We start from the raw sequence: 19976 nt of genomic DNA on the forward strand, positions 1-19976 counted from the left end.
TACCCATGCCTTCACGCGTCCGCGCCCTGGCGGCCCTCCTCCTGTCGACCGCTCTGGTCGCCACCGCCGCGTGCTCGGCGGCCCCCGACGACGACAAGGCCCCGGGTGCCCGGGGCACCGGTCCTTCTTCCTCGGCGGCGGACCGTCAGCGGCCCGTTCTCGCCTTCGTCCGGCCGAAGCAACAGGCGGTGATGGTGGCCGACGCCGCCGGCCGTACCTGGCAGGCGGACCGTACCGGAGCACAGGTGCCCGACCGGCTCAGCTGGTCCCCGGACGGCCGCCGGCTGGTCTGGACGGACCCGCAGAAGGAGGACACCACCGGAAGGCTGCACGTCCTCGACGTCACCACCGGCAAGAAGGTCTCCCATGCCTGCCCCTGTAGCGGAGCCGGCTTCCTTGGCGCGGACGCCGTCAGTCTCGCGAGCGACGGCAGCGCGCTGCTGGTGTTCCCGGCCACGGGCGATCCGCGGCGGATCGCACTGAGCCGGACCAAGGGACCGTACGCCCGCCTCGTCACTGGAGGGGCCGAGGACGTCACCCTGTTCACCCCGCTGCCCGAAGGCCCCGGCGTCTTCCGTGGCCAGGGCACCCTGGACGCCGTCGACCGGCGCGGACGAGTCCGCCCGCTCCTGCCGGCCAAGCAGCCGTCCACTCTCACCCAGGCCTGGCGGGCACCGGACGGCAAGGGCGTCGCCTGGGGCAGCGCGGACAGCGGCGGGGCCTGCTGGACGGTATCCACGCTCTTCGAGCACTCCGGCGCGTCCGGTCGGCCGAAGCGCCTGCTGCCCAGCGACACCGCGTTCCGCCAGGCGCTGATCGGGGACCAGCGCTCGATCACCTCGGCCTCCTGGGCGGGGGAGGGACTGACCGTCACTTACACGGGGATCGAGAGCTGCCAGGCCCGGTACCCCGGCCGGTCCGTCACCTACTACGTACGCGACGGGAAGTGGACGTACCTCGGATCCGGCCTGCTCGGACTGGCCCTCGGGGCCGACGGGCGAGTCGCGCGTCTGCGCGGCGACGGTCCTGTCGCCGACGGGGTGAGTCTTCCCACCGGCGCCCTGAGCCTCACCTCCGGCGCCAGGGAACACGTACTGGCGGACGGTGTGTCCACCTTCGTCTTCACTCCGGCGGAGAGCGCCGCCGCGGGGGCGCCCGCCGCCCGGCCACAACCCCCCGCTGCGGGAGTGACGACGGTCGACGACCACGGAAAGACGCTGCCCGAGGCGATGGTCCGGCTAGCCCGTCGCATCGAGCGAGCAGCCGACGACGACGACACCGAGGCACTGGTCCGGCTCTGCGCCGGCTGCGGAGAGGGGGTACTGCAGTGGGTCCGGCGGACGGAGGCGCCGTCGGAGATCCTCACGGCCATCCGCGTCCACCCCGGCGGGAACGGACCCCAGGGGCTCATGTATCCAGGCATCACCACGTGCGTGGACGAGCCGAAGCAGGACATCACCTGCACCCCGGAGCAGCTGCACGACATCGCCATACTGGGCTTGAAGCCGGACCGGGACAGCGACTACTACGGGTCGGTCTACTCCGTGTGGAAGTCCGTGCCCGTGCCTTTGATCATGCGCATGGAGAACGGGGAGGCGCGATGGACCGGACTGGCCGCCGGATGACCGGTCCCGGAGCTGCCGGCCCCCGGGTGGGCACCGAACCGGAGGTCCCGCCGAGTCGGGCTGGCGACGCGTGGTCGGCCGACGGCGCCGACACCAATTCGGGGGCCTCGACGCGGATGGGCGCTGCCGTGCGGGCCGCCGACGGTCCGATCATGACCGGGGACGTATTCGACGGCAGGCGGGTCATCGGCTTCGGCTGCGCGGCCCAGGCCGTGCCGACCTCCGCCGACGACCGGCTGCTGCTCGAAGGCGACGAACACAGCGGGCCGCCATCGCGCAGCACCGACCCCGCCCGGCACCCGGCGCTGGAGCGGGTCGGCCTCCACCCTTACGCACAACTGGAGCGGGACCGGGTCCACCACGGCGTGCGGGGCCGGGTCCACCACGCCGAAGACCTCGTTCCCGGCCTGACCGAGGCCTTCGACGAGCTGATTCACGGCGGCCGTGGCCCCCGGTTCCTCGCGCCCCTCATCGACCGGTTCGCCACGTCCGGGCACGGCTTCTGGCTGGTCGGGGGCGCCCCCCGCGACCTGCTATCGGGTTTCCGCCCGGACGAGGTCGGCGACCTGGACGCCACGGGGACCGCCCCGGCCGGTGCCTTCTGCGACCTCGCCGAAGACGTCCTCGAACGGGACGGCTCCAGCGCCGAGTGCCCCCGGAGGTTCAGCCCCGACAGCCTGGTCTGCTCCGTCCTCACGCCGCAACGCGACAGCCACGTCCTGGACTACCGGGGCCTCGGTCTGCGAGGGCTGCCCTACGCCGCCACCGGTACGGACCTGGACCAGGACAGCCGGCAGCGCGACCTCACCGTCAACACCCTGCTGTACGACCCGCTGCACCAGGTCGTCGTGGACCCACTCGGGCGGGCGCTCGGGGACCTACCCCATCGAGGCGGGGGACCCCGCCAACTCGTCCCCGCCGGTGTGCCGGAGAGCCCTGAGACCTGCGCCGAACTGTTGTTGCGCGCCCTGAAGTTCCTGCTGCGCTGGCAGCAGCCCGGCGATGACCGCGCGGTCCGGCGACAGAATGGGCCCCGCCCGGACAGCGGCGCGGAGGAAGAACACGGCCTGGACGACAGCGCGGTGCGGGCTTGGGCAAGAACCCTTCCTGCGAACCTCGTGGCGAGGCTGGACGAGCGCGGGGAGGCGGCCTGGCAGCGTCTGCGGGCGCAGGCCGACACCTGTCTGCCGCGCCCGCCGCACACCCTCCCCGCCGAGTCGCTCCGCGCCTACGGCCCGGTCGTTGTCGAGCTCCTCGCCCGGATCACCGGGCCTGGCGCATGATGGGCACGGCCCAGGAGGAGGACGTGATGGCCGTGCACCGCCCGCTGAGCAGCTGGATCGCTCGCCTGGAACCGGGTGCGCCAGGTGCTCCCGTGTCCCTGGGACGGATCAACGACGGCAACGAGCGGGCCGACGCTCGGGAGATGAGCCGGTTCACTACCGCCGCCTGGGCACGGACGAGCGTGACCGTCGGCCGGAACGGAGCACCCGTCCCGGCGCTCGCCCTGCGGGCTCCGGACGGCTCCCTGGTGGTCGAACTGGACGACTTCGGCAGGCCGCTGCCGGTCACGGAGGACGGCGTGGGTCTGGTCGCGGGACTTGAGGAGTCCTGGACCGCCGTCCCGGCCGATCCCCGGACCGTGGCACAGCTGCGGGCGGAGAGTCTGGAACTGCGCTACCTCCTGCTGCACCGCCTCGACCGGGAGACCGCGGCCCCCGCGGCCCTCTTCCACTGCCTGCCATGGAACCGGGTCGAGGCCGCGGCGCACTCCGTCGCCGCGCTGCTCCATCCCGTTGGTACGCCGCCCTCGTCCGCGAACGGCGTCGTGAGGGCGCCGGAGGCGCGTGAGCTCCGTCACTGGTTCACGCCGGCCGCCACCTCGCTCGCCGGTCCGCTGTCGGTACTCGAAGCCGGACTGCGCGGCGGCCGGGGCGGCCTCTGGTTCGGGCGTGAGGCGGCCGCCCTGCTCACCGGGCTGTCCACGGCGGACCCGGCGCGCCTGCCGGCCTCCACCAGGTCGGCGCTCGCCGCGCTGGCCGAACGGCTCGGTGCTGACCCAGCGCTCCGTCACGGTGCCCGGCTGGCCGGCACCCGGCTGACCGGCCCCGCGACCGTCTTCGTGGATCTGTCCCTGACGGTGCGTCTCGACTCCGAGTTCGTCCTGCTCGCCTCCTCGGGGGAGCTGGAGGACGAGGACGAGCGGGTGGTCACCCTGCGCGAACGACCGCTGACCGCCGAGGTGGCGGTGACACGGGACGGCATGGTGGACGTCGAGCTGGCGATCGAGGACGACGGGACGGCACCCGGCAGATCCGTAGCGCAGGACGGGCCACTCTGTTACCCCGTGCGGGTGAACCCCGTCCGGGGAACCGCCGGGACGGGCGCCCCCGCCCGGTACTGGATGGTGCTGGACCGGGCCGGCTCCGGCTGGAACGGCTTCCTCACCGTGCCCGTCCCGGACGGGCAGTTCGACATCGGTCTGGACGCCCCGCCGCTCGCCCTGCCCTTCCTCGACCGAGTCCCGCTCGCGGAACTCCGGGCTTCTCTGCACGCCAACGAACTCATCGGGACCACCCGTTGGCACGAGATGATCGACGGTCTGCACCGGCACCATCCCGCGCACGCGGCGCTCGCCGCGTACGACGCCGAACTCCCCGAATAAGCCTTGGCGTACGGGCTCCGGAGGATGCGGCCCGGCGGATACCGTGGACAGGTGGCCACCGCTGACGCCCAACCAGTTCCGCCCTCAGGTACGGACATGACCGCCCGTGGGGACGCTCACCGCCGCGCCTTCGAAGCGGAGTTCCGGCGGCTGGAGGAGAGCGCGACGTACAGCGCCCAGACGCAGTTCGAGGAGGCCAAGCGTTGGAGGGCCCTGCACTGGCTGCTGGGCGTTCCGGCGACACTGCTCGCGGCAGTCGCGGGAACGACCGCGCTGGTGGAGTCCACAGGCGGCACCCCCGCCGGCATCCTCGCCCTGGTCTCGGCAGGCCTGGGCGCGGTACTCACCACGGTCAACGCGCCGCAGCGGGCGGGGCAGGCGGCAGCCTCCGCCAACGCCTACCTGGAGATCCAGACGGCCGCACGGCAGCACCGGGAGATCGACCTGCCGGACTGGCCCCTCGGGGAGGCGCGTGAGGCGCTCGCCGCGCTGACCGCCCGCCGTGATGCGCAGAACACCCAGGCAGAGGTGCCCAGCCGCCGCGCCTACCGCAGGGCGCAGGCCAACCTGCGTGCGGGTTCTCAGACCTACGCCGTGGACCAACGGGCCAGGTCTGGAACTGACGGCGTCTAGATTCAGTTGATGCTTGACGGGGCGGATTCAATCCGTGTGCGCAATGAGTTCGGCGAGTCCTTCTGATGGTGTCAGGTAGCCGAGGGTCTCGCGTGGCCGACCGTTGAGACTGCGGGCGATTCGGGCGAGGTCGTCGGCCGAGTGCACCCGCAAGTCGGTGCCTTGGGTAGGTAATGGCGCAGCAGACCGTTGGTGTTCTCGTTGGTTCCGCGCTGCCAGGGCTTGTGCGGGTCGCAGAAGTAGGCCTGGAGGCCGGTGGCGAGGGCGGAGTCGGCGTTGCTGGAGACGATCCGTTCGGCGGCCTGCGGAGCCGGCGGTGGGACGGTCGGGGGTGGGCCTGCGGGCCGGGCTCCGCGCAAGCGGCCGCAAGCCGTCGCTCCTAATGGGGACGTAAGCGCTGGGGATGTCCAATTCGTGGTGAGCCGTATTCGCTCCTGAGGCACGGACCTCTGAAGACAGAGCCGGTCCCGTGTGCTGGTCGTCCCCGGCACTCGCCGGGGACGCGTGGCCTGGCGGGGCCCGGCCACGCTCCTGCCTCCGTCCCGCTCGGCCCGACCCCGCCAGCCACGCGACCAGGGGTGTCGAAGTCGTTGGCGTCTTGGACCGGGCCCCCGGCAGGGATCACCTCTCACCGCTTCGGGAACCGCAGAGTTCTCCCGCAGACCGAGGGCCTCGCGGGTCGCTGGGGATCGCGAACGGCTGATCGGATGACGGGCCGCATGAGCCCTTCCATTAGGGAGCCGCGCACCCCTGCAAGGCTGTGAGCAGCGCCAACACGGAGGGGGAAACCCATGCCCGGCGTGGCGACCACCAGGCGTACGAGCGCACCGGTCCTGAGCTGCGAACACGCAGGTCATCTGGAGGCCCGGCAAGACCCTGCGCAACAAGAAGCAGGAGTGGGAGGAGTACCGCTCCGAGGTCACGGCGTTCGAGCTCCGGAAGAACCGCCTAGACCTGGCGCTGGCCACTCGGTAGAGCCTCAGCACCAGCTCACACCTGACCTGGATGGCTCACTAACCGGTCGGATCCTTTGTCCATAGACCCCTATTTGCTACTTATCGTGCATCTTTATGCAATTTGTATAACAATGAGTGATCGTCGACAGTGCCCCGCCGGGCTGCCGCATGGCGAAGAGAGGCCCCCAGAGCCAGGAAGTCAGGAGACATCGGTGATCAAGCATCACGCCCCACATCAACCCCCTTCTGGAGTGGGGATCGGACAAGGCCAAGCCCGAATAGGCATCGGCCCTCGTCAGCAGTGGCGGCGAGCGGGAGCGGTGGCAGGACTGTGCGTGGCGCTGTCCGGTACCACGCTGATCCCGGCGACCGCCGCACCAACGGGGGCCAAGCCCGCCACCGCCCCGCTGCCCGCACGAGAGACCGACCCGTCCCTCACCTTCAGCTTTACCGGAGCCCCGCAGAGCCTCACCGTCCCGGCGAACGCGGTCGTCACCATCACCGCCGACGGCGCCGGAGGCGCCGACAACAGCGGCACCCCCTGTTCCGTCACGGGGACTGGCGGGTCGGGGGCACGGGTGATCACCACCCTCTCGCAAACCTCCGCACCGACGACTTTCACCATCAACGTCGGCGGTACCGGCGGCAAAGGCTGCAACGGCACCGGGACGGGGGGTGCCGGCGGGTTCAACGGCGGCGCCCCGGGCGGGGGCCTCCCGATCAGTGGTTTTCGGTCGGAAGGTCCGGGTGGGGGTGGGGCGTCCAGCGTCAGCACGGGTGGCTCCTTGCTGGTGGTCGCTGGGGGCGGCGCCGCCGCCGGTGGCACCGGAGCGGGCTCTACGGGGGGGAACGGGGGCAACGGGATCAACGGCACGACGGCGGATGCCACCGCCGGTACTGCGGGAAGTGCCACCGGCCCTGGGGCTTCGCCGGGGCGGGGTGGGGGCGGTGGGAGCACCAGCACCAGTACCGGCGGTGCCATGGGGGCCGCCGGCACCGTCCCGCAATGTAGCGTCACGAACGGTGGGCCGGGAGGCGGGTTTTCAGGTGCCCAGGTCGGTACCGGCGGCACCGGGGGCAGTGTCGACGGTGGCTGCACCTCAACTGCCGGGGCTGGTGGGGGCGGTGGAGGCGGGTACTTCGCCGGCGGGGGCGGCGGCAGCGGCGCCGTCAACTTCCAGGGCACCTCGGCGGGTGGCGGGGGAGGCGGTGGAGGCAGCAGCTTCGCCACCCCGACGGGCACCGGCACAAGCTATGCGCTGTCCACAGTCGGGACGGCGAACAACAACGGCCAAGTGGTCATCTCCTACATCGTGCTCACCCCCACCCTGGCCATCACGAAAACTCACACGGGCAACTTCACCCAAGGCCGGCCGGGCACCTACACCATCACCGTCGGCAACACCGGATCCGGCCCCACCGACGGCAGCGCCGTCATCGTGCACGACACCCTCCCGCCAGGGCTCACCGCCCGCAGCATCACCGGCACCGGATGGAACTGCATCCTGACCGCCCTCACCTGCACCCGCAACGACGCCCTGGCAGCAGGCGGCAGCTACCCGCCCATCACCCTTGAGGTCGATGTCTCCTGCGGCTGCGACACAGGCCACCAGATCACGAACACCTCCACCGTCACCGGAGGCGGCGACACCACCACGCACAGCGCCACCGACCCCACCACGATCAAACGCAACAAGCTCTGTCACCACGACGGACAGCACCCCAAGTAGCCGATCGGCCTTCGGGACGAAGAGCGGTCGTGCCACATCCGTGCCAGAGCGGACGGGGACTCACGGGGAATCGGGGGGTACAGTGATACGCGCCGCGCGACTCCGCTCAAGGTAGCGAACGCGCAGGTCAAGCCCTACATCGCCCCACCTTGCTCCTAAAGCGGGTGTTACAGGTTCGCATCCTGCCGGCGGCACCAGCGCAACGGCCCCGGACCTACCATGGTCCGGGGCAAAGCGTATTGCCGCCTATGATCCACAACGGTGCGCCGACAGCCCAGGGTCCTGAGGGCGCATGTGCGCGCGGCGTGTCCGATCGTGCAGGCACGAGTGTGGAACACCGGGGCACTTCGAATCGGCAGTGGCAGCAGTGTCGAGTTTGCCACCAGGTTTGCAGGTCGGTCCTATTCGCCAGTCTTGCCGAACGCGGCTTTGACGAGACTGGCGTCTCCGGTGTCAACCCTCATGCGCTGCACGTTCCCGTCGGCAAGCGTGAGATCGAATCCCGCAGTGCCCATGAAGAGGTGCTTGTCCGCGGGGGCGATAGTGGTGGTGGCAAGCGGGATCGTCAGCGCAGCCTTGCTGGCCCTGGCTTTCCATGTGGCGTCCGCGGAGTTCGACAGGCGCAACTCGCCCCACTGCGTCTTGACATTGCTGTCTGGCGTGACGAAAAGTGCACGTACCCGGAGTTCAGTGCCCTGATGGAAGTCGGCCACGTTTTTTTCTGGCTGAGCAAGAACTCGCCGCTGATCGACGCGGGCCGCTACAACACCCACCTGGGCACCGCCGACTTCCTCGGCACCAAGCTCTACTACGGTGATGCGCCCGACATCGGCATCGCCGAGTCCCGCAAGGGCAAGCGGGTTGCCCACCCGGTCGACGACGACCCGATCGAGGAGGAGGCCGACAACCACGTCGACCTCGCCCTCGGCAAAACGGTCACCGCCAGCTCCACCCACCCGGGGGCGAACGGCACCCTCGGCGCGGAGAAGCTGACCGACGGCGACCTCAGCACCCGCTGGGCCGCCGCCGACGACGCCGCCTACCCGATCACCCTCGACGTCGACTTCGGAGCGGCGACCACCTTCGACCAGGTCTACCTGGACGAGTACACGGACTCGGGTACGAACCCCCGCGTCCAGTCCTTCGACCTGCAGCGCTGGGACGACACCACCGGCACTTGGGTCACCTTCGCGAGCCGCGACACCGGCATCGGTCACGACCTGACCGTCACCGGCTTCGGCTCGGTCACCACCTCCAAGCTGCGGGTGGCCCTCACCGGCCAGATCGCCACGGAGCAGTACACGCCGACGCTGACCGAGATCTCGGTCTACAACTCGGTGTCCTGATGCCCCGTCCGGTTCCGCGGGCATTCCGCGGGGCCGGCGCCGGGGCGGGCCTGAACCCGGTCTGGATGCAATACCGGTGATTGAGGGGCCCTTCCGGCGGGTCAGGCTGGTTTTTGGTCGGCTTGGTGATCGTGATGGTCGGTGTTTCGGGGCGGGGCGGCAGCTGGTGTTCGCTCCCCTTGCGCGGGGGTTGGACCGTAGCCGCCGGAGTGGCAGGAGTCGCTCGTGGAAGGCAGACAACGGAGCGGCCGGCACCCCGCTGTCCGGTTCCCTGCTGAAGAACCACCTCGTCGACGGCCAGGACGACGCCTTCACTGTCCAGATCGCCTGACGCCGCAGGTGGGCGGGAGGCGCACAATCGGGTGCCTCCCGCCCACCCTGCGGTCAGGCCGCGAGCCAGAGCTCCAGGCCGAAGCTGACGTAGGCGGTCCAGATCGCGCGTGTACCGACGGCCCGGAACCCGGGCGCGTGGTCGCCCATCGCCACGTCGTCGCAGAACCTCTTCCAGAATCCATCGTGTACGAATGTGGACTCGTCGAGAACGGAGATGAGCTCGCGAATCTCGGTCCGCCACTTCCTGGCACCTTCCCGTGCTGGAAGGTGATGCCTCGGCGAGCGAGCAGGCACCAACGTAACGCCTCGCGGCCGATGCATATGATGCGGCCGTGCACGTTCCGCAGGTGGGCGGTGAGATTGCGGATGGACCAGCGGGTGAAGGGCTCGCCGAGCTTGGTCGGGCGGGTGTGTGACCGTCTGGACGACGAAGTCCTCGTCGTCAGGACGGAGCAGGCGGGGACGGCCTCCCGCTTCCTAATGCTGTTGCCAAACGGCTTCCGTGACCGGGGGTGTGACTTGGTAGCACCGTCGGTCACGGATCAGGGCCCACAGAACGTTGACACGTCGGCGGGCGAGAGCGAGTACTGCCTGGATGTGTTTCTTTCCCTCGGCGCGTTCGCGGTCGTAGAACTTCCGCGAGTTCGGGTCGCATCGGACGCTGATCAGCGCGGATGTGTAGAAGACTCTTTGAAGCCTTCAGTGATAGGTGACCGGTCGGCGGAGGTTGCCGCTGACCTTGCCGGAGTCGCGAGGCGCCGGTGCGACGTCAGCGAATGTCGGCAGGGCGTCCGGGGAGTCGAACTCGTCCAGACCTCCGCGGACGGCGGCGAGGAACTCGGCGCCCAGCACGGCGCCGATGCCGGGGACACTCAAGACGATGTCGGCGAGCTCGTGCTCGCGAAACCGGCCCTCGATGAGCTTGTCCATCTCGGAAACCTGCTCGTTGAGGGCCATCACCTCCTCGGCCAGAGTGTGGACCAGCTTCGCGATGGTCTTCTCCCCGGGGACGGCGGTGTGCTGCCGTTCGGCGGCCTCGACCACGGCCTCGGCCAGAGTTCTTGCGTTGCGGACCTTGCGGTTGGCCAGCCATTTCGTCAGCCGCGCGAGCCCAGCCCGGCGGATCGCGGCCGGCGTCTGGTAGCCCGTCAGGAGTCTGAGCGGGCCGGTGTTGGTGACCTCCAGGGCCCGCTCCAGGGCTGGGAACATGCTCAGCAGGGTGCCGCGCAGGCGGTTGACGACGCGGGTGCGGTCCTCGACCAGGTCGGCCCGGCGGCCGGTCAGCAGCTTCAGCTCGATGGCGGCCTCGTCGCCGGGACGGATGGGCCGCAAGTCGCGGCGCATCCGTGCCTGGTCGGCGATCACGTAGGCGTCGCGAGCATCGGTCTTCCCCTCTCCGCGGTAGCCGTCGGAGGCGCGGTTCACCAGTCGTCCGGGCATGTAGAGGACTTCTTGGCCATGGTTGATCAGCAGGGCCAGCAGCAGCGCGGGTTCTCCGCCGGTCATGTCGATGGCCCAGGTGACCGCGCGGCCATCGGCCAGATCGAGGATATCGCCGATCAGTTTCAGCAATTCGGGCTCGTCGTTGGCGACTCGCCGCGACAGGAGCGTCTTGCCGTCCGCATCCAGGGCAAGGCCGTGGTGATGCCCCTTGCCGCTGTCGATCCCCGCCCATATCCGGCTCATCATGCTCCTGACGTGCGTATTCGTTCTGCTCACACCGCGGACGACCTCGCCGGCATTGCTCTACTCAGCGACTTGTTCGCACTTCCTAATCGGCGGCCGAGTCGTCGTGGGGCACCGGGCGGCGAAGCGGTAGAAGCCACGAGACGGCAGCCCACTGAGAGCCACACCCAGCACCCCTGGGCGTCCCCACCTTACGAATGGGAGGACCAGCCCGGTCAAGAACGTAGAGCCCACTGAGGGTCAGGCAGGCCAGGTCGATCTCGCTGAACCGATGGATCACGTCCCGGACGGTGTCCTCGTCGGCCTGCATCAGCTGCGCGATCACTGGACCGGCACCGGTCGGCGGTCGGCGGCACGGTGCGTGGACGATTTCAGCGAACGGTGAGAAGGGTGGCCCATACGGTGTTGCCCCCGGTGCGCGTGGAGCGGGCGACTCCCCATTTGTCTGCGAGCTGCCGGACGAGCAGGAGGCCTCTACCGTTCTCGTCCTCGGGGCCAGGGGGGCGCGGGGGCAGGTTGATCTGCCTGCGGTCGTGGTCGTGCACCTCGATACGCAGGAGTTGATCCACGTCGAGTACGACGCCGCACAGGATCCGCGTGCCGAGTGCGTGAACCACGGCGTTGGTGGCCAGCTCGGAGAGGATCAGTACGGCGTCGGCGCACGCCTCGCCGGGCACACCCCACCGGGTGAGGCGCTCGGTCATCGCGTGACGGGCGGCCTTGACGCTGGTCCGCTCCGCCGGGAGCTCCAGCCAGTGGTCCCTGTGCGGGGGCGAGGTGCCTAAGGAGCGGGGGTACGGGGTCGTGTGGGGGGCCACGATGGTCGCCTTCCATGGGAGACGTGACGGTGAAGGTGTTGTGGCGGACTCGCGACCCCCGATCGCCAGGGCACGCCAATTCGACGAACCACGGCCCCCGTTGGGTCACTCCCACTGTTCGGCCTGGATCGCTCTGGAAGTAACTATGCTCGTAGGCGTGTTCATGCCGCAACCGTCTACCTGATAATTTCAGGATGCCTCGATCCGTCTGGCGTGCGCAGCAAGTCACTGTCATCATCGTCCTGTTGACTGCTCATCAGGAGGTAGGCCGTGAGCGAGGCACGCCCGGGCGCCGGCACCAGCGCACCCACCGTTCTCCGCATGATCTTGGGCAAGCGGCTCCAGGAACTGCGGCGCGGCGCGGGGGTGTCGTTGGAGGACGCCGCCAAGGCCCTGCGTGTGAAGCCCTTGACCATCCGCCGGCTGGAAAAGGCGGAGGTCGGCCTGAAGATCCTCTACGTCGAGAAGCTGCTGGAGACCTACGGGGCCCAACAGGGCGAGATCGACGAGTTCATCGCCATGGCCGAGCGGGCCAACGAACCCGGCTGGTGGCATGCGTACCGCGACGTGCTGCCGTCCTGGTTCACCGCCTACGTGAGCCTGGAGACCGGCGCCAAGACCCTGCGCACCTACGAACCTCACTACGTCACCGGGCTGCTGCAGACGCACGGATACGCACGTGCCCTCCTGCGTGCCGGCTTCCCTCACGACAGTGAGGAAGACCTGGAACGGCGCGTCCATCTGCGGTTGCGCCGGCAGAGCCTGCTGGAACGGCCCGACGCACCCACGCTGTGGGTGGTGATGGAGGAGGCCGTCCTGCACCGCGCCGTCGGCGGCCCGGAAGTGATGCGGGAGCAGATCGATCGGCTCCTTGCGGCGTCGGACCTGCCCCACGTCAGCCTCGACATCGTGCCGTTCGCCACCGGCGCCCACGTCGGGGCGTGCGCCCCCTTCACCTACTTCCGCTTCGAGGAGCCGGAGCTTCCCGACATCGTCTACAGCGAGATCCTCTCCGCCTCCATGTACCTCGATCAACGCTCCGATGTCGCAGCTCATCTCGAGGCGCACAACCGGATGTCCCTGCTGACCTCCTCTGCGGACAGCAAGGCCCTCCTGAACCGCATGCGCAAGGAGTATTCATGACCACCATCGACGACCGCGTCTACAACGGGATGCCCGCGACGGACCTCGGTGACCAGGGCTGGGAGTGCCCGTGGAGCGGCCCCAACGGGGGCCAGTGCGTGGAGACCAAGCAACTTCCCGACGGTCGTGTGGCGCTGCGCCAGTCGACGGACCCGGAAGGTCCCGCGCTGATCTACACGCCGGAAGAGATCACCGCGTTCATCGCGGGTGTCAAGAAGGGCCTCGCCGATCACCTGACGGCCGGCTGAACCACTTCACGAGCGGGCAGGATCCGAGCCGGCCCCGGCTGCGACCTGCCCGGCACCACAACGCACACCACGACAAGGGGACAGGATGAGCAACTCCCACGCCGCGCGGGACATCGACACCAGCAGGCCGCATTCAGCCCGCATGTACGACTATTACCTGGGCGGAAAGGACCACTTCGACGTCGACAAGCAGGCGGCGGAGACCGTGGCGTCCGTCTACCCCGGCATCTTCACCTGTGCACGGGAGAACCGTGCCTTCATGCACCGGGCGACCCGGTTCCTCGCGCAGGAGCACGGCATCCGCCAATGGCTCGACATCGGCACCGGCATCCCCACCGAACCGAACCTGCACCAGGTGGCCCAGGCCGTCGTTCCCGAGGCCAGGGTGGTCTACGCCGACAACGACCCCCTCGTCCTGAAGTACGCCGAACGCCTGATGCGCAGCATGCCGCAGGGCCGCACCACGTACATAGAGGCGGACATCAACCAGCCCGCGGCGCTCCTGGAGGCCCCGGAATTGTCCGAGGTGCTGGACCTGGGCCGGCCGGTGGCCTTGTCCATGAACGCGCTCATGCACTTCGTCACCGACGCCCAGGACCCCTACGCAATCGTGGCGCGCCTGCTGGACGCCCTGCCGTCGGGAAGCGCCCTGGCGCTGAGCCACTGCACGCCCGACTTCGACCCGTCCACCTGGGAGAAGGTCACCGCCATCTACACCAATGCCGGAACCCCGGTGCAGTTCCGTTCCCGCAAGGACGTCGCCCGCTTCTTCACCGGACTCGACCTCCTCGACCCCGGCATCACCGTCGGCCACCGCTGGCGGCCCGAAGCTGACAACGTTGGCACCGCGGCCAGGGACATCACGGACGCGGAGGTCAGTCTCTGGACCGGAGTCGGCATCAAACCGTAGCCCGGCCCCTCCTGGTGGGTGCGTGAGCGACCCTGAGCCGGTCCATCGCACCCACCACCGCCGGACGCATCCGCCGCGAACAAGTTCGTCACCAACAGGCTCCGCTACACGCAATGACCACCAACACGCGCCTCGGGGTCGACGACTTCGACCGCGACATCCGGCCACACGCAAGGCCGTCGAAGAAGTGCTTGGTGACTCGGTGCAACGGATGCACGCCGGCGCCCTCTCGGCGGAGTATCCGCGCTACCGGGCCTTCGACATCATCGCTGAGATCATCGACACGCAGGCACAGCCCGCGGGGGGCTTGCTGAACGTCCGATTCGCTGTCGGTGATACCTGCCTCGCATCCCCCTGCCCGGCCGGACGGTGTACCGGTCGAGCAGGGGTTCGGGCCGCGCGGTCGGGCGGGGCTGTCCTCAGATCAGAAGCCCCCGGATGATCACATCTGTGAGCGTATCCGTCGTGCGTTCCCATTCAGTCGGGGAGAGATCCTCGATGCCGCGAATCCGGCGTCCCATCTGTTGCTGACTCAGAATGATGGCCGGACCTGTCAACGCGCTGTAAAGCACGTCCATGGAGATCTCGGGGATTCGTCCCGCACGCATCAGTCGCTGCGCAAGAAGCTCGATCTCGGCCAGAATCGGACCCGTGTAGTTCCTGTACAAGTAATCCAATCGGTCCGAATCCAGTGCGGACTCGTCCGAGATGATCCGGTTGATGTAGGGCCGGTTCGTGGAGAGCCGATAGAAAACCTTGACGAAAGACGTGAATTTCTCGACATCGTCCACATCGCTGCCGAAGATCGCCATCATCTCTCCGTAGGGCTGCGCGATGGCGTTGTCCATGACGGCGCGCCAGAAATTTGCCTTCGATCCGAAACGGTCGTTGATGAAGTTATGGCTCACCGCCATACGCTTTGCGAGCTCCCGTACCGAGGCCCCGGAATAGCTGAGTTCGGCGAACGCCTCCAGCCCTCGGTCGAGGATTTCGGCGTCGGTGAGGTCGATCTGCTTCTGGCGAGGCTGCCGCTGAGAATGCCGGATGCTGCTGCTCTTCTCTTCCACTGAAACCGCGCCCTTCGCACTTGAATCGCCAACGCGCCCGCTGCTCCGGGGTGGCCGGCCGACGACACGCCGGGCATTACTGCAGTATCCGACTAACCGGCCGTTCAGGCAGCCGTTCCTTGATCGGGACGGGCAGGGTACAGATTAGCGCCCGTGCGGCCGCGTAATCCGTGGTCGCCCGGTGGCTGTATGGCGAGCCCTTCGCGGAAGTCCGCCGCGAAGGGCCGGCCCCTGGAGGCGCTCCGCTCCCACGACACCCAGGCCGTCGAGGAACTGTCGGCCTTCGCGCTGGAACCCGACAGCACCTCCAGCGGCAGCGAAACCCACGGCGACGCACGGTTCGTCTCCCTACGCGTCCTGCAGGCCACACGGTTGTCCTGGCGACTCGGCCTCGAGTCCGCCGTCGCCCACTCCGACGGCCGCGGCACACTACGCTTCCCCTGCAGCCACTTCTACCCCGCGGTCCAGGACCCCGGACACCGAAGGCTTCTCTCTCGCCATCTGGATTGCCGAGCAGCGCCGCGCCTACCGCGCAGGCCGCCTGGCCGTCGGCCGCATCACGCTGCTGGAAGCACTCCACCGCGAGGCGGTGCTGGAGGCCGTCCAGGTTCCCCGCAGCGGGCGTGGACGGCCCCACACCCGCCCGGACCGAGGGATCGCCGACAAGGCGTACTCGTCGTCGGCGATCTGGGCCTGGTGCCGTCGGTACGGCATCGCCGTGACGATCCCCGGACGCACCGAGTGGCCGGCCCGGCAGGCCGGGACGGCAAGGGCGACGGCGATGTGCGTTGTGCCGACCCCCGGCAGCCCGAGCAGGGCGGCCTTGGCCGTGGCCTCGACGAACGAGAGGGTGGCGGGGTCCTTGACCTTGCGCGGGTCAAGTTCGGGCGGGAAGGCGAAGTCGTAGTCGTCCGGTTTCTTGTGGTGCGGCAGTTTCGACAGTCTCAGGCCCTGGCGAAAGGGGCGGTCGTCACGGACGGCGAGTTCTTCGGACGGCACCAGGTCGAGGAAGTCGAGGTAGCCCAACTTCGTCTCGCCGGCCCGGCGGGTGTACTCGTTGATGGTTTCGGCGGGGTGGGGCAGGCCGAGCTTGCCGGCCGTGGTGCGGATGGTTGCCGGTCAGCTCGCCCACGACGCCTCCCTTGTGTTTCGGGTGGGTGGTGAGGGGACGGGCGCCGGTCAGCTCGTCAGACCGACAACGGCCGGCGGCCAACCTCGATCCGGGTGACGGTTGCCCGGCTCAGCAGAGCCTTCAGCGGCCCGGTCTCCCGTCCCGGAGACGGTTCGTGCCGGGGCTGGGCCGGGATGTCGCCGGTCGGCTTCCGCCGACCCTCGCTCGTCGGCGGACGGGAGTTGTTCGCATGCCGGGTTCAGGCAGGCAGGATCCTGCGGAGCCAGCGGATGCGGGCTGCGACGGCGTCCTGGGAGAGCGCCGCCTGGGGCACCACCGTGTCGAAGCCGTGGAAGCCGCCGGGCCAGACGTGCAACTCGGCGCTTCCCCCAGCCTGCCAAAGGCGGCTGGCATAGGTGACGACCTCGTCGCGGAACGTCTCGGCGGAACCGACGTCGACGAAGGCGGGAGGCAGCGCGGACAGGTTCGTGGCGCGTGCCGGCGCCGCGTAGGGGGAGACGTCGTCGCCGCCCTGGGCATCGCCGAGCAGTGCCGTCCATGCGCTGTGGTTGGAAGCCTGGTCCCATGTGCCCAGGCCGGTGAGCTGGCGGGCCGAGGGGGTGTTGTTACGGTCGTCGAGCATCGGGCAGAGCAGCATCTGTGCGGACAGAGCCGGGCCGCCGCGGTCGCGGGCCATCAGGGCCAGGGCGGCGGCCAGGCCCCCGCCGGCACTGGTACCGGCCACGATGATCCGTTCGGGGTCGATGCCGAGTTCCACGGCGTGTTCGGCCGTCCACAGCAATCCGGCATAACAGTCCTCGACGGGGCCCGGGTGCTTGGTCTCGGGTGCCAGCCGGTACTCCACCGATACCACTGCCGCGTTGAACTCCTGTACCAGGTCCAGCCATTCGGGGACCTGGTCGCGCATGTTGCCGGTCATCATGCCGCCGCCGTGGATGTGGTAGAGCACCGGGGTCGGGGCAGACGCCGCGGTCGGGAGGCAGATCAGCAAAGAGATGTCCGGGGCGCCTTGGGGACCCGGCACTGTCCGCTCTTCGACCGCATAGGTGCCACCCTTGGTGAAGGCCTCCTCTGGCGCCGGCGCGGAGTCGCCGATGGCGCCCCGGCGTGTCGTCTCCACGAAGGCGAAGTCAGTGAAGGCGTCGGGCGGCAGGATCTTATTGATCTCCCGCAAAGCCGGTGCGAGTGCGGGGTCGAACGGCGGAGGTGGGCCGAGGGGCGCGGAGAGGGAAGAGGGATCGGACATGGTCATCATGTGCTCCGGTGGTGACAGGGCCGCTGTCTTGCCGTGGACACGAGTAATCTGCCGTTCCTGCGGACGACGGCGGCCGGTTACGTCTGCAGATCCAAGGCAAAGCTCGTGCGCGGTCGCGTGGAGGAATCAGAGAAGCCGGTGCGGGCGGTGTACTCGATGGCAGGGTTGCAGGCCGGCATCCGGAGAGCTGGTAGGCGGTAAGCGAGAGCCTCAGAGTTCGGTTCCGTGACGGATGAATCCAAGGGCCTCCGGCGTCCCGTCGTGGCGGGCACCTCGCTCGGCTGAGCATGCTGCATTTGCTTCTCCGATCGAAATGTCTTGAGAGAAGACCTGGCCGGAACCCCCGAACGGATCGCATCTAGATGACGTTCATCATGCATAATTTCGGGGGCTGTTTCCACGACCTCGCTTCTCCCACCTGAGAGGCTGCGCCTAGTAGTCCCGAGTTGGGCCCGGAGCCATGGTGAAGGGCTCGACGAACCCGCGCGGGATGTGCGTCGTGGAGCTGAGGCGGGTCAGTCGGCTGTCAAGCCCGAGGGCGCGCTTGCCGCCGCGACGCACGCTGTCGCTATTGCCCTGGCACTCATCGCCGTTGCCCACCAGGCGGCCGACCTGATGTGCCCTCCCCGCGATGGCGTCGACATTCCGCCATGAGACCGATCAACCGCTGCGCCCTCGCATCTGCGTGCAACTGACGGCTTGCACTCTGAACGGCGCCCTCGCGTTGGCCTCGGGCTTCGGCAACAGGCAGTCCATCGGGTTCGTCCCGGCCGCGATGCCCGCGCACTGCGCCGATGAGACGGGCAAGCCGGCTCAGGGACGACTCGCACATCACGAACTGATGGACCGTTAACTCTGCACTGCTACCGGGATGCTGAACATGCCGGATGCGCCTTCGTTCGGCGGCCCCGGCGTCGACGTTGGAGACATGGCGCTGGTGGCAACTGAGCGAGGGCTCTCGGAGGGCGAGCCGACAGGGGGTTGGTCCACGTGGCGGCGCATGGATCCGCCGCGCGGGGCGCTCCAGGTGGTCGCTTGGGGGAGCGAAAGAATGACCGGCTTTCTCTCTGCTGAGAGCCCTCAACTTCCACTGCAGGTCAGCAGGCTGGCGTGTGGGAACGCCGTCTGGCGCGCGGTGGCGGCTAGTTGACCGTTCGGCTAGTTTTTCTGGTGTGGCGCAGACGGCGACCACTCGTGATCCGGATGTTCCTCGGGGGAGTGCTGCACGCGTGTCTGCAGCCAGGGATCCCTGCTGCAGCGGAGCTTCTGTGCTGATGCGGCCGACCTCCCTGGCCGTTCCCGCCGTCGGAGCCATGTTTCCTACAAACCCGGAGTAAAGCGATGAACGACAACGGTCATCAGGACGGCATCTACCCCTTCCCGGACGGTGTGCAGTCTCGTGAGATCGAAACCAACGGTGCCAAAATCCACGTACGTGTCGGCGGCCACGGTCCAGCGGTTGTCATGCTGCACGGCTTCGGCACGACCGGCGACATGTGGGGCCATCTGGCGAGCGCCCTCATCGAAGACCACACGGTGATCGCGCCCGACCTGCGTGGGCTTGGCCTCTCGTCGAAGCCTGACGGGGGCTACGACAAGAAGAACCAGGCAGCGGACGTGTGGGGCGTCCTGGACGCTCTGGGCGTGCGTACGATCGAATTGGTCACGCACGACATCGGCATCATGGTCGGCTTCGCAGTCGCCGCCACCCACCCCGAGCGCGTGAAGCGATGGGTCGCCATCGATGCACCACTGCCCGGCATCGGACCCTGGGAGCAGATCACACAGGATCCGGCCATGTGGCACTTCGGCTTCGGCGGTCACGACATGGAACGCCTGGTCGCCGGCCGCGAGCGCATCTATCTCGACCGCTTCTGGAACGAGCTTTCCGTGGTCCCGGAGCGGTTTGACGAAGCGAAGCGCCAGCATTATGCGGCGCTGTACGCGCAGCCCGGTGCAATGCGCGCGAGCTTTGCCCAGTTCCTGGCGTTCAGCCAGGACGCTGTCGACAACAGGGGCTTCCTTGCGCAGGGCAAGCTTCAGATGCCGGTCTTGGCCTTCGGTGGCGAAGCCACATTCGGTCCTGGGATCGGCGAGGTGCTGCGGTGTGTCGCCGACAACGTCGAAGATGCGGTCATCCCGGATTGCGGACACTGGATCACGGAAGAGCAGCCGCAGGCAACGACGGACCTGGTCGTCGACTTCCTTGGCCGGGCGCGTTTGAACGGCCCCAGTCTGTGAGGTCGAAGCCCGGTCAGCCGCAGCACGAAGGTGGCCAGTCGCGGGTGTCCAAGTCACGGTAGGGCGCCCAACCTCCCACCACCACGGTCTCCGTCCGGCAGCCGACCCCGTCGGCTGCCGGGCGGAGACCGTCCGCCGGCCGGGGGGGCGCGGGGGGCCCCGGGCCGGGGGCCTCCACCACAACCCCG

Annotated in this window: 14 protein-coding genes and 5 pseudogenes; 11 read left to right on the forward strand and 8 right to left on the reverse strand. The window is 68.8% G+C overall.

Annotation, left to right across the window (positions count from 1 at the left end; all coding sequences use genetic code 11):
- Positions 1-5: 5 nt before the first annotated feature.
- The 4 genes from ACFV3E_RS32305 to ACFV3E_RS32320 all read left to right on the forward strand — a co-directional run bounded on the left by ACFV3E_RS32305 (position 6) and on the right by ACFV3E_RS32320 (position 4923).
- Positions 6-1625 (forward strand): hypothetical protein, encoded by a 1620-nt coding sequence (locus ACFV3E_RS32305; RefSeq protein WP_500537875.1) that lies wholly within the window; start codon positions 6-8, stop codon positions 1623-1625.
- Positions 1626-1777: 152 nt separating this feature from the next.
- Positions 1778-2908 (forward strand): nucleotidyltransferase family protein, encoded by a 1131-nt coding sequence (locus tag ACFV3E_RS32310; RefSeq protein ID WP_500537876.1) that lies wholly within the window; start codon positions 1778-1780, stop codon positions 2906-2908.
- 92 nt (positions 2909-3000) lie between these two features.
- The gene (locus tag ACFV3E_RS32315) at positions 3001-4290 is read left to right on the forward strand and encodes a hypothetical protein (protein WP_500537877.1); all 1290 of its coding nucleotides are present in this window, start codon (positions 3001-3003) and stop codon (positions 4288-4290) included.
- A 96-nt stretch (positions 4291-4386) separates the two neighbouring features.
- On the forward strand, positions 4387-4923 hold the full coding sequence (locus ACFV3E_RS32320) for an SLATT domain-containing protein (RefSeq protein WP_500537878.1): 537 nt from the start codon (positions 4387-4389) through the stop codon (positions 4921-4923).
- Between the two features lie 27 nt (positions 4924-4950).
- Here ACFV3E_RS32320 and ACFV3E_RS32325 read toward each other — a convergent pair.
- Positions 4951-5180 (reverse strand): annotated as a pseudogene (locus ACFV3E_RS32325) (IS30 family transposase); the annotation flags it as partial.
- Between the two features lie 1034 nt (positions 5181-6214).
- On the opposite strand from ACFV3E_RS32325, the gene ACFV3E_RS32330 reads away from it, so the two are divergent.
- Entirely contained in the window at positions 6215-7609 is a 1395-nt protein-coding gene (locus ACFV3E_RS32330; protein WP_500537879.1) for a hypothetical protein, read from the forward strand.
- Between the two features lie 401 nt (positions 7610-8010).
- Here the strand turns inward: ACFV3E_RS32330 and ACFV3E_RS32335 are convergent, their stop codons facing one another.
- Positions 8011-8322: a hypothetical protein gene (locus ACFV3E_RS32335; RefSeq protein ID WP_500537880.1), complete on the reverse strand. Its 312-nt coding sequence runs from the start codon at positions 8320-8322 to the stop codon at positions 8011-8013.
- Here ACFV3E_RS32335 and ACFV3E_RS32340 point away from each other — a divergent pair.
- Positions 8308-8955, forward strand: coding sequence for a discoidin domain-containing protein (locus tag ACFV3E_RS32340; RefSeq protein ID WP_500537881.1), 648 nt, complete (start codon positions 8308-8310; stop codon positions 8953-8955). The genes ACFV3E_RS32335 and ACFV3E_RS32340 overlap by 15 nt on opposite strands.
- A gap of 810 nt (positions 8956-9765) precedes the next feature.
- Here ACFV3E_RS32340 and ACFV3E_RS32345 read toward each other — a convergent pair.
- The 3 genes and pseudogenes from ACFV3E_RS32345 to ACFV3E_RS32355 all read right to left on the reverse strand — a co-directional run bounded on the left by ACFV3E_RS32345 (position 9766) and on the right by ACFV3E_RS32355 (position 11792).
- Positions 9766-10974 (reverse strand): annotated as a pseudogene (locus tag ACFV3E_RS32345) (IS110 family RNA-guided transposase).
- A 227-nt stretch (positions 10975-11201) separates the two neighbouring features.
- Positions 11202-11302 (reverse strand): annotated as a pseudogene (locus ACFV3E_RS32350) (helix-turn-helix domain-containing protein); the annotation flags it as partial.
- Between the two features lie 43 nt (positions 11303-11345).
- The gene (locus ACFV3E_RS32355) at positions 11346-11792 is read right to left on the reverse strand and encodes an ATP-binding protein (RefSeq protein WP_500537882.1); all 447 of its coding nucleotides are present in this window, start codon (positions 11790-11792) and stop codon (positions 11346-11348) included.
- 270 nt (positions 11793-12062) lie between these two features.
- Here ACFV3E_RS32355 and ACFV3E_RS32360 point away from each other — a divergent pair, with 270 nt between their 5' ends.
- The 3 genes from ACFV3E_RS32360 (at position 12063) to ACFV3E_RS32370 (ending at position 14093) form a co-directional block, all read left to right on the forward strand.
- Positions 12063-12935 (forward strand): Sco1979 family transcriptional regulator, encoded by an 873-nt coding sequence (locus ACFV3E_RS32360; protein WP_500537883.1) that lies wholly within the window; start codon positions 12063-12065, stop codon positions 12933-12935.
- Entirely contained in the window at positions 12932-13183 is a 252-nt protein-coding gene (locus ACFV3E_RS32365; protein ID WP_500537884.1) for a DUF397 domain-containing protein, read from the forward strand. The genes ACFV3E_RS32360 and ACFV3E_RS32365 overlap by 4 nt, the downstream gene beginning before the upstream one ends.
- A gap of 85 nt (positions 13184-13268) precedes the next feature.
- Positions 13269-14093 (forward strand): SAM-dependent methyltransferase, encoded by an 825-nt coding sequence (locus tag ACFV3E_RS32370; RefSeq protein ID WP_500537885.1) that lies wholly within the window; start codon positions 13269-13271, stop codon positions 14091-14093.
- 419 nt (positions 14094-14512) lie between these two features.
- On the opposite strand, the gene ACFV3E_RS32375 is transcribed toward ACFV3E_RS32370, so the two are convergent.
- Complete coding sequence (locus ACFV3E_RS32375; protein ID WP_500537886.1) at positions 14513-15160, reverse strand: TetR/AcrR family transcriptional regulator; 648 nt, start codon at positions 15158-15160, stop codon at positions 14513-14515.
- Between the two features lie 181 nt (positions 15161-15341).
- On the opposite strand from ACFV3E_RS32375, the pseudogene ACFV3E_RS32380 reads away from it, so the two are divergent.
- A pseudogene (locus ACFV3E_RS32380) lies at positions 15342-15683 on the forward strand (hypothetical protein); the annotation flags it as partial.
- A 212-nt stretch (positions 15684-15895) separates the two neighbouring features.
- On the opposite strand, the pseudogene ACFV3E_RS32385 reads toward ACFV3E_RS32380, so the two are convergent.
- Positions 15896-16292, reverse strand: a pseudogene (locus tag ACFV3E_RS32385) (ATP-binding protein); the annotation flags it as partial.
- Positions 16293-16530: 238 nt separating this feature from the next.
- On the reverse strand, positions 16531-17547 hold the full coding sequence (locus tag ACFV3E_RS32390; RefSeq protein ID WP_500537887.1) for an alpha/beta hydrolase: 1017 nt from the start codon (positions 17545-17547) through the stop codon (positions 16531-16533).
- 1341 nt (positions 17548-18888) lie between these two features.
- Between ACFV3E_RS32390 and ACFV3E_RS32395 the strand changes: the two genes are divergently transcribed.
- Positions 18889-19788, forward strand: a complete 900-nt coding sequence (locus ACFV3E_RS32395; RefSeq protein WP_500537888.1) for an alpha/beta fold hydrolase — start codon at positions 18889-18891, stop codon at positions 19786-19788.
- Positions 19789-19976: the final 188 nt, after the last annotated feature.

The organism is Streptomyces sp. NPDC059718, from assembly GCF_042733315.1.
Lineage (GTDB): Bacteria > Actinomycetota > Actinomycetes > Streptomycetales > Streptomycetaceae > Actinacidiphila.